At 66.6% G+C, this 13,666-nt stretch carries 12 protein-coding genes; 8 read left to right on the top strand and 4 right to left on the bottom strand.

Annotated elements, in window-relative coordinates:
- The first annotated feature begins 252 nt into the window (after window positions 1-252).
- Both HV681_RS14735 and HV681_RS14730 read left to right on the top strand, forming a co-directional pair.
- Window positions 253-1,254 (top strand): WaaZ-like lipopolysaccharide core biosynthesis protein, encoded by a 1,002-nt coding sequence (locus tag HV681_RS14735; protein ID WP_175123776.1) that lies wholly within the window; start codon window positions 253-255, stop codon window positions 1,252-1,254.
- Window positions 1,251-2,426, top strand: a complete 1,176-nt coding sequence (locus HV681_RS14730) for a glycosyltransferase family 4 protein (RefSeq protein WP_175123775.1) — start codon at window positions 1,251-1,253, stop codon at window positions 2,424-2,426. The genes HV681_RS14735 and HV681_RS14730 overlap by 4 nt, the downstream gene beginning before the upstream one ends.
- Here HV681_RS14730 and HV681_RS14725 read toward each other — a convergent pair.
- Together HV681_RS14725 and HV681_RS14720 are read right to left on the bottom strand one after the other, a co-directional pair.
- A complete protein-coding gene (locus tag HV681_RS14725) occupies window positions 2,365-3,474 on the bottom strand; it encodes an S-(hydroxymethyl)glutathione dehydrogenase/class III alcohol dehydrogenase (protein ID WP_056319378.1) in 1,110 nt (369 codons plus the stop codon). The two genes, HV681_RS14730 and HV681_RS14725, sit on opposite strands and share 62 nt — an antisense overlap.
- Window positions 3,475-3,497: 23 nt before the next feature.
- Window positions 3,498-3,788, bottom strand: coding sequence for a metal/formaldehyde-sensitive transcriptional repressor (locus tag HV681_RS14720; protein WP_175123774.1), 291 nt, complete (start codon window positions 3,786-3,788; stop codon window positions 3,498-3,500).
- 170 nt (window positions 3,789-3,958) lie between these two features.
- Here HV681_RS14720 and HV681_RS14715 point away from each other — a divergent pair, with 170 nt between their 5' ends.
- Complete coding sequence (locus HV681_RS14715; RefSeq protein ID WP_175123773.1) at window positions 3,959-4,561, top strand: HutD/Ves family protein; 603 nt, start codon at window positions 3,959-3,961, stop codon at window positions 4,559-4,561.
- Between the two features lie 87 nt (window positions 4,562-4,648).
- The gene (locus HV681_RS14710) at window positions 4,649-5,413 is read left to right on the top strand and encodes a carbon-nitrogen hydrolase family protein (protein ID WP_175123772.1); all 765 of its coding nucleotides are present in this window, start codon (window positions 4,649-4,651) and stop codon (window positions 5,411-5,413) included.
- A 4-nt stretch (window positions 5,414-5,417) separates the two neighbouring features.
- Here the strand turns inward: HV681_RS14710 and HV681_RS14705 are convergent, their stop codons facing one another.
- Both HV681_RS14705 and HV681_RS14700 read right to left on the bottom strand, forming a co-directional pair.
- A complete protein-coding gene (locus HV681_RS14705; RefSeq protein WP_175123771.1) occupies window positions 5,418-7,040 on the bottom strand; it encodes a methyl-accepting chemotaxis protein in 1,623 nt (540 codons plus the stop codon).
- Between the two features lie 168 nt (window positions 7,041-7,208).
- A complete protein-coding gene (locus HV681_RS14700) occupies window positions 7,209-8,618 on the bottom strand; it encodes an MFS transporter (RefSeq protein WP_175123770.1) in 1,410 nt (469 codons plus the stop codon).
- A gap of 438 nt (window positions 8,619-9,056) precedes the next feature.
- Here HV681_RS14700 and HV681_RS14695 point away from each other — a divergent pair, with 438 nt between their 5' ends.
- Genes HV681_RS14695 through HV681_RS14680 form a run of 4 tightly spaced genes read left to right on the top strand, consistent with a single transcriptional unit; the run spans window position 9,057 to window position 13,665 of the window.
- Complete coding sequence (locus HV681_RS14695) at window positions 9,057-9,560, top strand: Csu type fimbrial protein (protein WP_175123769.1); 504 nt, start codon at window positions 9,057-9,059, stop codon at window positions 9,558-9,560.
- 12 nt (window positions 9,561-9,572) lie between these two features.
- Complete coding sequence (locus HV681_RS14690; protein WP_175123768.1) at window positions 9,573-10,280, top strand: fimbrial biogenesis chaperone; 708 nt, start codon at window positions 9,573-9,575, stop codon at window positions 10,278-10,280.
- A 59-nt stretch (window positions 10,281-10,339) separates the two neighbouring features.
- A complete protein-coding gene (locus HV681_RS14685) occupies window positions 10,340-12,685 on the top strand; it encodes a fimbria/pilus outer membrane usher protein (protein ID WP_437340384.1) in 2,346 nt (781 codons plus the stop codon).
- Window positions 12,682-13,665 (top strand): Csu type fimbrial protein, encoded by a 984-nt coding sequence (locus HV681_RS14680; RefSeq protein WP_175123767.1) that lies wholly within the window; start codon window positions 12,682-12,684, stop codon window positions 13,663-13,665. Before HV681_RS14685 ends, HV681_RS14680 begins: the two co-directional genes overlap by 4 nt.
- Window position 13,666: the final 1 nt, after the last annotated feature.

The raw sequence follows: 13,666 nt of genomic DNA, 5'->3' as shown, positions 1-13,666 counted from the left end.
TCGTCCATACGGGGGACACCATCGGCACGAGTCATGTCACTCATGCCGCCTAGGCATCCCGTGGGGGCGAATGGGATTTTTTCTTGCCGTAAAAGAAGGGGCCGCAGCAGACGCCGCATCAGGAATATTTGGGGGCGGATTGTCCAAGTCTTCAAAGGGTTACATCTCACATAATCCCCTCGCGCTTTCCCAAATGGCGCTGCGTAGAATCAGGCCGTTGTAAGGCTACGCCGCGGCACCCGCGCAACCATCATGCACCGTCTTGCGCTCGTCCCCCGCTTGCTGCGCTCGCGCCCCGTGACCAAGGGGCTGCGCTACTTGTACCGCTACACGCGGTCCAGGGCGGAGCGTCATAACGAAACGCTTTGGCCCTTCGTGACCGTCAGCCGCGACGGACCGGAACGTCTGACTGGCTGCAATCTGCATGGGGTGCGCGGCCCCAAGACCTTCCCGCTGGCCGAACTGCCGCGAGGCATCGGCGGCGATGCGCACCTGATTCTCAGCGGCCCCTCTGTCGCGCAGATCGACTACGCCCAATGCCGCATGCGTACCGTGATGGGCGTGAATGGCTCGATCGCGCTGCGCGCCCGCCATCCGGCGCTGCGGTTTGACTATTACGCCATGCTGGACGCGGGGTTCGTGAAGAAGCGCCGCGACCTGGTGGCCGAGGTGCTGGCGCAGGACCTGGTGTTGTTTGTGACGCCCGAGGTGTACCGCTGGATTGCGCTGCTGTTCGACGATCGGGCAGTGCGTTGCCGCATCGCACTGTTCGAGGAAGTGCATCAGCGCGCGCAACGGCCGCGTGCGCAACCTGCGGCGCTCGAGGCGCAGCTGCGGGCTGACGAAGAATTGGTGTTGTTCGATGCGCATCATCCGATGCACGCGCACGGCTTCAGCCTGAATGCCGCCCGCGGCCTGTTTGGCGGCGGAACGGTGGCCTACACGGCGTTGCAGCTGCTGGCCTGGCTGGGCGCCAAGACGGTGTACCTGCATGGGCTGGACCTGACGGCCACGGCGGGCCCGCGTTTCTACGAAAGCGCCGGCGCGCAGTTGCCCACCGCGCTGGACCGCCAGTTTGCGGGACATATCGAACCCGCGTTCCGGCAGGCCGGCAAGCTGCTGCGGGCGCGAGGTGTCCAGGTCTACAACCTGTCGCTGCTGAGCCGGCTTGGCGACGACATATTTGAAAAACGGCATTGGAGTTGTTTGCTGGAAGACCCTTCCCCGCAATCGTCGACGAGACCCGAATCATGAAGATCCTCTACACCAATTTCCATCAGGGCGATGGCGGCGGTCACACGACGTACGTGATGTCGCTGGCCCGCATCCTGTGCCAGAAATCGCAGGTCACGATCGGCGCGCCGCGCAAGAGCCGCCTGTTGGCCGAAGCCGAGGCCCTGCCCGGCTTGCGCACCGTCGATCTCGAATTCAAGGGCAAGCTGTTCGAACAGCTTGCCGCGCTGCGCCGTCTGCGCAACCTGGTCCGCCAGGAACAGTTCGATGTCATCCACGTCAATGGTTCGGCCGATCACCGGCTCTGCATGCTGGCCACCATGGGCATGGGACGCAAGCGCCCGTTCATCGTGTACACGCAGCATAACGACCGCGATGCCAACAGCTTGGGCGTGCGCCTGCGCGCCAAGTGGGGCACGAACCGCGTCATCTGCGTGTGCAGCCACACGTTCCGGCGCATGAAGCAGTCGGTGTTCCGCAACGAGGATCTGCGCGTGGTGCACAACGGTGTGGATACCGAGAAATACCGCCCGGCCTGCCGCACGGAAACTGCCCAGGCGCGCGCGCGTTTTCTGCCGCCCGCGCTGCGCGACCGGCTGGTGATCGGCAGCAATGCCGGCACGGCGGACTACAAGAGCTGGATCGACATGGTGGCTGCGGTGTCGCTGCTGCCCGCCGGCCAGCGCAGCCAGGTCGCCGTCCTGATTGCCGGCGCGATGCCGGGCGATGACATGCTCAACCGGGTGGCCGAGCTGGGCATGCAGGATCAGGTGGTCTTCACCGGCCTGCTCGACAACGTGGAGCCCGTGCTGGCGGCGCTGGATGTGGGGTTTGTGCTGTCGTCCCGGCTGGAGACGATTTCGTTCGCGTGCCGCGAGATGATGGCCGCGGGCAAGCCGGTCATCGTGTCGAGCGTGGGCGGTCTGACAGAAAACGTCACCGAGGGTCGCAATGGCTGGATCGTGCCGCCCGGGTCCCCGGAATCGGTGGCCCGGACGCTGTCGGACATCCTGGCGAACCGCGGCGTGCTGCACGCCATGGGCGTGGATGCGCGCAGCACGGCGCTCAAGGAGTTCTCGCTGGCGACCTTCGTCGGCAATACCGAACGCGTCTACCGCGAGAACGCTTACGTCAGTAGTGGATCACCGTCCGGATCGACTTACCTTCATGCATCAGATCGAAGGCTTCGTTGATACGGTCCAGGGGCAGCGTGTGCGTGACGAACGGATCGAGGTCGATCTTGCCGCTCATTGCGTCTTCGACCATGCCCGGCAGCTGCGTGCGGCCCTTGACGCCGCCGAACGCTGAGCCGCGCCACACGCGGCCCGTCACCAGCTGGAACGGACGCGTGCTGATTTCCTGACCGGCGCCGGCCACGCCGATGATGATGCTTTCGCCCCAGCCCTTGTGGCAGCATTCCAGCGCGGCGCGCATCACGTGCACGTTGCCGATGCATTCGAACGAGAAGTCCACGCCGCCGTCGGTCAGTTCGACGATGACTTCCTGGATGGGCTTGTCGTAGTCCTTGGGATTGATGCAGTCGGTCGCGCCCATGGCGCTGGCCAGCACAAATTTGTTCGGGTTGGTGTCGACAGCGATGATGCGGCCGGCCTTGGCCTGCACCGCACCCTGGATGACCGCCAGGCCGATGCCGCCCAGCCCGAACACCGCAACGGTGTCGCCTTCCTTGACCTTGGCGGTGTTGTGCACCGCGCCGATGCCGGTGGTCACGCCGCAACCCAGCAGGCAGACTTTTTCATGCGGGGCCGCCGGGTTGATCTTGGCCAGCGAGATTTCGTTGACGACGGTGTATTCGCTGAACGTCGAGCAGCCCATGTAGTGATAAAGCGGCTTGCCTTCGTAGCTGAAGCGCGAGGTGCCGTCCGGCATGACGCCCTTGCCCTGCGTGGCGCGCACTTTCTGGCACAGGTTGGTCTTGCCCGACAGGCAGAACTTGCACTCGCGGCATTCGGCCGTGTAGAGCGGAATGACGTGATCGCCGGGTTTCAGCGAGGTCACGCCTTCGCCCACTTCCACCACCACGCCCGCGCCTTCGTGACCCAGCACGGCCGGGAACAGGCCTTCGGGATCGTCGCCGCTCAGCGTGAAGGCGTCCGTGTGGCAGACGCCCGTGTGCGTGATCTGCACCAGCACTTCACCGCGCTGCGGCGGCGCGACGTCGATTTCAACGATTTCCAGGGGCTTGCCGGGGCCGAATGCGACTGCTGCGCGTGATTTCATAGCGATGCTCCACGTAGATGGGGTTATTTCAGATAGGAACGGACGATGCGCATGAGGTCATCGATCTGCGATTCGGTCTCGGGCCTGGGGTCGGGCGGATTCGCCTGAGTAGACTGCAGGAAGGTTTCCCGCAGATGGCTTTCCAGCACTTCGGCCATCAGGCCGTTCGTGGCGCCGCGCAGCGCCGCCAGCTGCTGCAGCAGCGCGCCGCATTCCGTGCCTTCGTTCACCGCGCGTTCCAATGCTAACGCCTGCCCCTGAATGCGGCGCAGGCGCGTGACAACGCGTTTCTTTTCTTCTGGGGAGTGCGGCACGGCAGGCTCCGATTCGATACAGGGGGGGAGTATACGGATTTCGAGGGGGCGCGTCCAGGCGGGGCGTGCGCCGACGCCCCGCTGCGTCGGTCACCCGCATCGGCCACCCGTATCGGCCACCTATAATTTCGCCTGTCTTCCGCCCGACCCGACAGGACTTATCCGTGGCCATGATTCCCTCTGATGTGCGGCTGTACCGGGCCGCGGACTATCCCCGCATGCCTTGGCGCAACGGCGGCGGCACGACGCAGGAAGTCGCCTGCAATCCGGGCGGCCATACCGCGTCGTTCGGCTGGCGTCTCTCGCTGGCCGACGTCGCGCAGGACGGCGGCTTTTCTGCCTTTGGCGGATATCAGCGGATCATCACCGTGCTGGAAGGCCGCGGTATCGAGCTGACGGTGGACGGGCAGCGCCAGCCGCCTTTGGCGCCAGGCATCGCGTATGCGTTTTCCGGCGACGCACAGGTGGCATGCCGCCTGCTCGACGGCCCCATCCGCGACTTCAACCTGATCTACACGCCCAACCTCTGGCACGCCCGCCTGCAATGGGTGCGCGGCGCAGAGCCCTGGGTGTTTCACAGCAGCGCGACGAGCGTGCTGGTGTTCAATGCCGGCGGAGAACTGACGGTGGAGCTGGACGGCGCGCAGCATCGGCTGGCCTCGCGCTACGATTGCCTGCACGCCGAAGGACGGGATGGGTTTGGCCAGTATCGTCTTAGCGCGGAACACGGCGTCGACGCGTGTGTCATTGAACTGTCGCCGCGCGCGGGCTGATGCGCGTCGCGTGGATGTAAGCAACGCATCAGCGCCACCGAAGCCACGACAACAGCGCATCAACGGCGCTTCGAAAAAGGGGTGTGCATGCGGATCTGCATGATGGAAGGCCCGGCCGGCCTGATGCCGGAAGGCGCGAACTGGGTAGGCATCGCCGAGCGCATCCACGAGTTGGCGCCCGACCTGCTGGTCACCAACGAGATGCCGTTCGGCCCCTGGCTGGCGGCGTTGCCGTCCTATGACGCCGCGCTGGCTGCCGAGTCCGTGCGTATCCACGAGGCCGGTCTTGCCGCGCTGGCGGCGCTGAACGTGCCAGCCATCGTGTCGTCCCGCCCCGTGTTTGCCGGCGGGCGGCTTGCCAATGAAGCGTTCGCGTTGCGGGACGGACACTATGCGGCGCTGCATCACAAACAGTATTTTCCGCAGGAACCAGGCTTTTTCGAGGCGGCCTGGTTCCACAGCGCGCGCGACGGATTCGAGGTCGCCGACGTGGGCGGCATTCGCGTCGGCGTGCTGCTGTGCACCGAGCTGATGTTCAACGAACGCGCGCGCCGCTATGGCCGAGACGGCGCCGAGCTGATCGTCGTGCCACGCGCCAGCGGCGCGTCTAGCGGCCGCTGGCTGACGGCGGGCGCCATGGCCGCGCTGGTGTCCGGCTGCTACGTTGTCAGTTCGAACCGCGCCGGGCGCACGCCCGAGGGCCAGGTGTTCGGCGGCGTGGCGTTTGCGTTCCAGCCAGGGGGCGAGCCGCTGGCGCAAAGCACCGATACGGAGTCCATCGTGGCGTTCGAGGTGGACCCCGCCCGGGCGCGGGCGCAGCAGGCGCTGTATCCCTGCTACGTAAAGGAATAGCCCATCAGGCCGGCAGTAGCGCCGGCTGGCCGTAGGCAGGCACCGCGTGCTGCGCGCCGCCCTGTCCCTGCGCCGGCAGCCGGAATGCGCTGACCGCTGCCTGCAGCCGCTGCGCCTGCGTTTCCAGCGACGACGCGGCCGCTGCGGCTTCCTCGACCAGCGCCGCGTTCTGCTGCGTGACCTGGTCCATCTGCGTGACGGCGGTATTGACCTGGTCGATTCCGGTCACCTGCTCGTTGGACGCGGTGGCGATGTCGTTCACCAGCATCGTCAGCCGCTCGATGGTCTCCAGGATCTCGGTCATCGTCAGGCCCGCCGCCTCGACCTGCGTCGAGCCGGCCTGCACCGTGGCGCCCGAGGCGTCCAGCAATTGCTTGATTTCCTTGGCGGCGCTGGCGCTGCGCTGCGCCAGCGACCGGACCTCGGCGGCCACCACGGCAAAGCCCTTGCCTTCCTCGCCCGCGCGGGCCGCTTCCACCGCCGCGTTCAGCGCCAGGATGTTGGTCTGGAACGCAATTCCGTCGATCACACCGACGATGTCCTCGATGCGGCTGGAGTCCTGCGCGATCTTGCGCATCGTGCTGACCGCGGCCTGTACGGCGTCGCCGCCGCGCTGCACCACCTCGGACGCGGTGGCGGCCATCTCGTTGGCCATGCGGGCATTTTCAGCGTTGCTCGTCACGGTGGACAGCAGTTGTTCCATGCTGGCCGCGGTTTCCTCCAGCGACGCCGCCTGCTGTTCTGTGCGGCTGGACAGGTCCTGGTTGCCCGCCGCGATCTCGCTGGAACCCGTATTGATCTCGACGACGCCGTCGCGCACGGCGTGCACGGTGCGCACCAGGCTCGCCTGCATGTCCTGAAGGAACGGGATGATCTGGCCCACGCAGTTCCTGCCGAACGACGGAATCGGCGTGGTCAGGTCGCCGCCCGCGATGCGCTGGAAGTGGCCCTTCAGCGAATCCAGCGGACGCTTGACGAAATACACGACGTAGCGGTCGCCCAGGATCAGCAGCAGCAGGCAGATGCCCAGCACCACACCCATGCCGATATAGGCCTGGCGGCGGTTGGCATCGGCATTGCCCAGCAGCTGGACTTCGCGCGCCTGCGCGTACGCCTCGTATTCCTCCATGCTCTTGCCGAAGCTGCGGCTGGCGGTGACCACCGGCCCGGACGCCTGGGCGCGCGCCTTGTCGACCTCGCCCGCATCCAGATGCCGGCGCTGCACGGCAATGCCGTCGGCCAGCGCGTCGAATCCCGAACGCATGGCGTCCAGCAACGTCGCCGGGGCGTCGCGCCGGGCCAGCTCGATGAATTGCGCCTGATGCTTCTTCGCTTCGGTCAGCGCGGTGTCGATGCTGCGCCCTTCGGCCGCGGCCTGGTCTTTCTGGCCGCCGGCCACGTATTCCAGCTGGCGCGACAGCCGCAGCCGCGCGCGCATGATCTGGTCGTTGACGCGGGAAAGCGCCGATACCTCGTGCAGGAGTTCGTTGCTGGCTGCGAGCGCTTCCTCTGCGCTGCGCAGCCCATGGACGCTGATGGCCGACAAACCGGCGATGAAGAGGCTGATCACGAGCAAGGTGCCCAGGATCATGCGGCGAATGGTGATGTCTTTCAGAAACTGTGTCATGCGCGTCGTCCCAAAGGTGCAGCAAGCCTGCATAAGGACAACGGCCCCGCCAGAACCTTATTTAGCGGATGTTGCACATCTTACGATTATGACGTCGCACCGCCCGAATATATCGACACGAACGGCAATAGTGTTGCGTGATGACGTTGTCATCGGGCTACGGGCGTATCAGCGCGACGCCGGGGTCTGCACCGGTTCACTCGCGTCGAACCGCAGGCGGGCAAAGCTGGCGATGCAGGCCAGCCCGGCGCACAGGCCGCCCAGCCACAGGGCCGCGATGGCGCCGTGCGTGGTCGAGACGTTGAAGCACGCAGCGACCAAGGCCGCACCCGTGGCTTGGCCCAGCAGGCGCACCGTGCCGATCATGCCGCTGGCGCCGCCCGCCCGCGACGCCGGGGCCGAGGTCATGATGGCGCGCAGGTTGGGCGACTGGAAAAAACCAAAGCCCGCGCCGCAGATCGCCATGCGCCACGAGATGTCCAGCACCGACGGGTCGGCCGGCATCAGCGCCAGCAACGCCATGCCCAGTGCCAGCAAGGCGAGCCCCACGCCGCCCAGCATGCCCGCCGGATAGCTGTCGGACAGCCGTCCCGCGATCGGCGCCATGATGGCCACGACGACGGGCCATGGCGTGATGAGAAAACCCGTCTGGACCTGGCTGTAGCCCAGCACCGACTGGAACAGGAATGGCAGCGACACGAAGGCCAGCGCCTGGGCGGCGAACGCGCACACGGCGGTGGCCGCGGACAGCGCAAAGAGGGGGCGGCGCAGCAGGTCCACTGCCAGGATGGGCGCGGGGTGACCGGCCTGGCGCCGCATCAGCAGCCAGAGGCTGGCCGCCGCCAGACCGCCCTCCAGCGCCACGCGCGGCCACGGCGCGCCGTGCGCAAGTTCATTGGTCGCCAGGACAAGCAGCCCCAGCGCCATCGCGCACAGCAGCGCGGCCAGGCCGTCGAATCCGTGACCGGATCGCGTGGTGTCGGGCAGGCCGCGCAGGGCCAGCACCGCCGCCAGGATGCCGATGGGGAAATTGACGAGGAACAGCCAGTGCCAGGACCCGAGCAGCAGGATGGCCGACGCCACGGTGGGCCCGCCGGCAAACGATAGTCCCACCACCATGGCGTTCAGGCCCAGGCCGCGGCCCAGCATGTGCGAGGGGTAGATGAAGCGCAGCAGCGCGCCGTTCACGCTCATCACGCCCGCCGCGCCCAGCCCTTGCAGAATGCGCGTGGCCACCAGCACGGGCAGCGACGGCGCCAGGCCGCTGGCCAGCGAGGCCAGCGTGAATACCGCGAGTCCGACGATGTAGACGCGCCGGTGACCCAGGATTTCGCCCAGCGCGGCCGCCGGCAGCAAGCCGGCCACCATCGCCAGCTGATAGCCGCTGATGACCCAGATGGAACCCGCCTCGCTGGCCTGCAGGTCGCGCGCGATGGTCGGCAGTGCGGTATTGGCGATGGCCGTATCCAGGCTGGCCATACAGACCGCCAGCATGACGGCGATGAGTGCGCCCAGCCGTTCGGCGGCGGGCAGGCCGACGCCGGCCGGATAGACGGTGCTGCGGGAGAACGAGAGCATGAATGGGCTGCGCTGCGAAGGCGTCCGGCCGGTGCGTCCGGATTCGTAGGCACTGATTCTAATGCGCTGTTTGAATTCGGGCTCTTCGTCTGACGGCATGCGCGTCAGTGTGGGCTCGGGTCAGGGCGGCAATTCAGGATGTGCGCGCCCGATTAAACCTGTCATGCGCGGCGATTATCCGATTGGATAATCAGACGGTAATTGTCACTTAATGAAACTGCTACGGAAATTCAATCACAACAATATGTACAGCGGAAATTCCCACGGTTTCTGAGGAGAGGTTAATTATTGCGGTGCGGTATTCCAGGCCGATTCGTTAATAATCGTAATAAATACCCCTGGTATGTGAAACTATTTGGTGCCGCATACCAATATTTGGACGTACGATTATCCGCAGCAGGATTGATGGTGCAACCGTATACCGTGGAGGCATACCTCATGAAACGCCCGACCTTGCGCGCAGCGACGCTGTGTTTGTTTATCGGTGGTGCAGCGCCCGGCATAGCGCTCGCTCAGACCGCCACCGCCAATTTCAACGTCACGCTTACCATTACGGCCAATTGCGTCATTTCCGCGACTGACCTCAGTTTCGGCAGTCAGGGCGTGCTGAATACCGCGGTCACCGGCAATACCAACCTGTCAGTTACGTGCAGCAATACCACCCCGTATACCGTCGGCCTGAATGCGGGCACGGGCACGGGGTCGACGGAAGCCCAGCGATTTCTGAGCGGCACCGGCGCCAATACCGCGACGGTGGCTTATCAGTTGTACAAACCGGGCAGCACGACCGTCGTGTGGGGCGATGCCGACGTTGCAGCGCGAGTGGGCGGCACCGGCACCGGCGCCGCGCAGCCCATCCAGGTGAACGGCGTCGTGCCCGCGCAGACCACGCCGGCGCCCGGCACCTACTCTTCCACGGTTACCGCGACGGTCTACTTCTAAGGGGGCCGCCCGATGCGGATGTTTTTTCGGGCGCTGCTTGCCGCCTGCCTGGCAGGCTGGGGCGGCGCAGCGGTGGCGGCTGCCCTGCAGATCTCTCCGGTGCTCGTCGAGCTTGCGCCCACGCAGGGTGCAAGCGGCATCATGCTGCGCAATCCCGGGTCCACGCCGATCTACGGGCAGGTGCGCATCTACGGTTGGGAACAGGCGGACGGCGACGACGTGCTCTCGCCAACCGACGACATCCAGGCCAGTCCACCCATCATCCAGGTGCCGCCCGGCGGCGAGCAGCTCGTCCGTCTGGTGCGCGTGTCCAAGGATGCGCCGTCGCTGCAGCAGGGGTTCCGCCTCATCATCGACGAAATTCCTGACCCGTCCTCGCCCGGCGTGAATGGCGTGGTGCTGCGCCTGCGTTATTCGGTGCCGGTGTTCGTGTCCGGCACGACGCCATCTCCGGAACCCGAGCTGGCGTGGCGCGCGGAACGCTCTGGCGGCGACTGGGTGGTGAGGCTGTCCAACAGCGGCAGCCGCTATGCGCAGGTGGCCGCGCTGCAGATCCTGAATGCGGCGGGCAAGCCCGTGGCCGAGGTGGAGGGGCTGCTGGGCTATGCGCTGGCCAACCGGGCGCGCCAATGGAGCATTCCGGCAAAGCAGGGCGCGGCCGGGCCGGTAAAGATCAGGGCAATGATCAACGGCGACACGGTCACCGTCAGCCCGCGTTGACCGCATGACCGCGTTCCGGCTTGCCGCTCGGCCCGCCGGCAACCACAGAAGGGCAGTCTATGGCAGTGCGCGCTACCCGTCTCCGCGGGCAACGCGCCTTGGGAGTCGCACTCTTCCTGCTGGGTGCGCCTGCCCAGGCGGCGGATGTGCCCGGTCAACTGGTCTCGTTCGGCAGCATCGCCGAGCGTGACGTGTACCTGGAGGTCAGCATCAACGGCGTCAACACATCCCAGCTATTGCGCTTTCACGACACGCATGGCCGCCTGTCCGTCAGCGGCGCCGCGCTGCGTTCGCTGGGCGTGGACCTGTCCGTGATCGGCATGTCCGCGACGCGCGAAGTCAGCCTGGATGCCGTGGCCGGCCTGCGCTACGTGTACAACCCGGCGGCGCAGTCGGTGGATCTGGTGCTGCCCGACACGTTGCGCGTGCCGTACGAGGTGAATACCCGCGGACTGCCGGCCACGCCGCTGGCGACTGCCGGGCGCGGCGTGGTGGTGAACTACGACGCCTATGCGCAGACCGACTACGAGTACGGGCTGTCGCTGTATTCCGAACAGCGTTACTTCGATTCGAATGGCGTGTTCAGCAATTCGGGCACGGCCTACTTCGGCGGCCGCGGCGATGAATACGTGCGCTACGACACGTTCTGGACGCGCTCGGATCAGGAGACACTGCGCACGCTGCGCCTGGGCGACACGATCACCTCGTCGCTGAACTGGTCGCGCTCGGTACGCGTGGCCGGCGTGCAATGGGGGCGCAACTTCGCGCTGCGTCCGGACCTGGTCACCTTTCCCGTGTCGTCGCTGAGCGCGTCGTCGGTCGTGCCGTCGTCGGTGTCGCTGTTCGTCAATGGCGTACAGCAGTACTCGGGCAACGTGCCGCCGGGGCCGTTCGTGGTCAACCAGATTCCGGGCATCACCGGCGCGGGCCAGGCAACCTTGATCACGCGGGACGCGCTGGGCCGCACCGTCAGCACGTCGGTCCCCTTGTACATCGACCCGCGGATGCTGGCGGCGGGGCTGTCCAGCTGGTCGGTCGAGGCCGGCTTCGTGCGCCGCCAGTTCAGCGTGCGCTCGTTCGACTATGACAGCAAGCCGGTGCTGACGGCATCGGGTCGTTACGGCTACACCGACAACCTGACGCTGGAGGCGCACACCGAGGCCGGCCCGGGGCTGTACAACGCGGGCGCCGGCGCGATGGTGAAGATGGGGCAGCTTGGGGTGCTGAGCAGCTCGCTTTCCGGCAGCGCCGGGGACTACAGCGGCGGACAGGTCAGCCTGGGGTACCAGTACGTGCGGCCCGAATTCAGCGTGGACACGCAGGTCACGCGCCTGATCGGCAACTACGGCGACCTGGGCTCGCGCGAGGACGCGCCGGTGCCGCGCCAGACCGACCGCGTGACGGTGTCGATGCCGCTGAGCCGCTCGCAAAGCGTGGCGCTCAGCTACATCGGCTACCGCATGCCGGACGTGCCGATGGCAAAGCTGGGGTCGGCCTCGTACACGGCCAACCTGCACAGCCGCGTGGTCCTGACGCTGAGCGCGTACAAGGACTTTTCGCAATCGAATTCGGAAGGCGTGTTCCTGGGTCTGGCGGTGATGCTGGGCGAACGCGCGCAGGCCGGCGTGTCGGTCGGCCGCCAGGGCGGCGAGGACACTTACAGCGTCAACGCGCAGAGCAGCGTGCCCTATGAGGGCGGCTGGGGGTGGGCAGTGCAGAACGGCCGCAGCGGCGGCATGCAGCTCAACCAGGGCCAACTTCAGTATCTGGGCCAGTACGGGCTGGTCAGCGGGCTGGTGCAGGACTATGGCGGCCGCACGCAGGCGTCGGTGCAGGCCTCGGGGTCGCTGGTGATGATGGACAGCGCCGTGATCCCGTCGCGCCGCATCAACGACAGCTTCGCGCTGGTCTCCACCGATGGCACGGCCGACGTCGCGGTGCTGCACGAAAACCGCCGGCTGGGCCGAACGAACGGCAGCGGCCATCTGCTGGTGCCCGACCTGAACGCCTATCAGACCAACCGCATCTCCATCGACCCGGAAGACCTGCCCGTGGACGTGCGGCTGGACTCGACGCGGGCGGTCGTCGTGCCGCAGTCCGGCGCCGGCGTGCTGACCACGTTCAAGGTGGAAAAGTACGACGCGGCCTCGGTGATCCTGACGCTGCCGGATGGGGCGTTCGTGCCGGTCGGGGCCGAGGTTGCGCACATCGAAAGCGGCAAGCGCACGGTGGTGGGCTACGACGGCCTGACGTTCGTGGAGGACGTGGCAGCGACCAACCGGTTGCGGGTGCGCGGTGGTGGCGTGTCGTGCGAGGCCGAGTTCGATTACGCGCACTCGGATGCCGATCCGCTGCCGACGCTGGGACCGATCGTGTGCGAGCCGTTGGAAAGGGGGCAACCATGAGAATCGGCCTGCTGCTTGCCGCCATGGGCGTCTGCGCGGGCTACGCCGGCTCGGCGCAGGCTAACACCTGCGCGCTGTCGGCCGGCACGACTGCCACGCTGGACTTCGGCACGGTCAATCCGCTGCTGCCGGGCGACACGGTGGCGGACGGAACGGTTGCCGTGACCTGCAATTTTTCGCTGCTCGCCATCGGCGCGCGGCTGTGCTTCAGCCTGGGGGTGGGCAACACCAGTCCGTCCATCGCCGCGCGCGCCCTGGGCGCGGGCACGAACCGCATGAACTACAACCTGTACACGGACGCGGCGCGGACGCAGATATGGGGCGCGGCGACGGCCGGGCAACCGACGTCGCAGACGCTCACCGGCCCGCTGCTGGGGGGCGGCAACGTGTCGACCACCTTCCGGTTCTACGGCAAGCTGCCGGGCGGGCAGTCTACAGTGAGAACCGTGAACAACGCCAACACGGTCTACAGCGAAACCTACACCACCACCGGCACGCTGGACGTGCTGTTCGGCCTGCTGTCGGGCCTGTCCAACTGCCCGCTGGCGGCGCCGACGCAGCGCATCACGATTCCGCTGGTGGTGCGCACGACCGTGCAGAAGAACTGCACCATCAACGCGACGGACATGGCGTTTCCCCCGCGCGGCGTGTTGAGCGCCGCGGTCACGGCCAACAGCCAGATCACCGTCCGATGCACCAACGCCAACGCCTTCTCCCTGGCGTTGAATGGCGGCTCGGTCGCCGGCAACGTGCTGGCGCGCAAAATGAAGCACACGACCGCCGCCGACACCGTGAGCTATCAGCTCTACCAGGATGCGGCCTACGGCACCGTGTGGGGCGATGCCTCGGGCGGCGCGCCTCGGGCGGGCGTGGGCACGGGCGCCAATCAGACCTTCACGGTCTATGGCCGCGTGCCTGCGCAGACGACGCCTCGGCCCGGCACGTACCGCGACGTGGTCACCGCCACGATCACGTTCTGAA

Source organism: Achromobacter animicus (assembly GCF_902859585.1).
Taxonomy (GTDB): Bacteria; Pseudomonadota; Gammaproteobacteria; order Burkholderiales; family Burkholderiaceae_B; genus Achromobacter; species Achromobacter animicus.
Note: the sequence above shows the minus strand (reverse complement) of the source record. Positions and strands in the feature narration are given on the sequence as shown.

Excerpts from the sequence above, each read along its gene's own strand:
- HV681_RS14735 (WP_175123776.1), top strand. The coding sequence starts at position 253 with ATGCACCGTCTTGCGCTCGTCCCCCGCTTGCTGCGCTCGCGCCCCGTG.
- HV681_RS14730 (WP_175123775.1), top strand. The coding sequence starts at position 1,251 with ATGAAGATCCTCTACACCAATTTCCATCAGGGCGATGGCGGCGGTCAC.
- HV681_RS14725 (WP_056319378.1), bottom strand. The coding sequence starts at position 3,474 with ATGAAATCACGCGCAGCAGTCGCATTCGGCCCCGGCAAGCCCCTGGAA.
- HV681_RS14715 (WP_175123773.1), top strand. The coding sequence starts at position 3,959 with ATGATTCCCTCTGATGTGCGGCTGTACCGGGCCGCGGACTATCCCCGC.
- HV681_RS14710 (WP_175123772.1), top strand. The coding sequence starts at position 4,649 with ATGCGGATCTGCATGATGGAAGGCCCGGCCGGCCTGATGCCGGAAGGC.
- HV681_RS14705 (WP_175123771.1), bottom strand. The coding sequence starts at position 7,040 with ATGACACAGTTTCTGAAAGACATCACCATTCGCCGCATGATCCTGGGC.
- HV681_RS14700 (WP_175123770.1), bottom strand. The coding sequence starts at position 8,618 with ATGCTCTCGTTCTCCCGCAGCACCGTCTATCCGGCCGGCGTCGGCCTG.
- HV681_RS14695 (WP_175123769.1), top strand. The coding sequence starts at position 9,057 with ATGAAACGCCCGACCTTGCGCGCAGCGACGCTGTGTTTGTTTATCGGT.
- HV681_RS14690 (WP_175123768.1), top strand. The coding sequence starts at position 9,573 with ATGCGGATGTTTTTTCGGGCGCTGCTTGCCGCCTGCCTGGCAGGCTGG.
- HV681_RS14685 (WP_437340384.1), top strand. The coding sequence starts at position 10,340 with ATGGCAGTGCGCGCTACCCGTCTCCGCGGGCAACGCGCCTTGGGAGTC.
- HV681_RS14680 (WP_175123767.1), top strand. The coding sequence starts at position 12,682 with ATGAGAATCGGCCTGCTGCTTGCCGCCATGGGCGTCTGCGCGGGCTAC.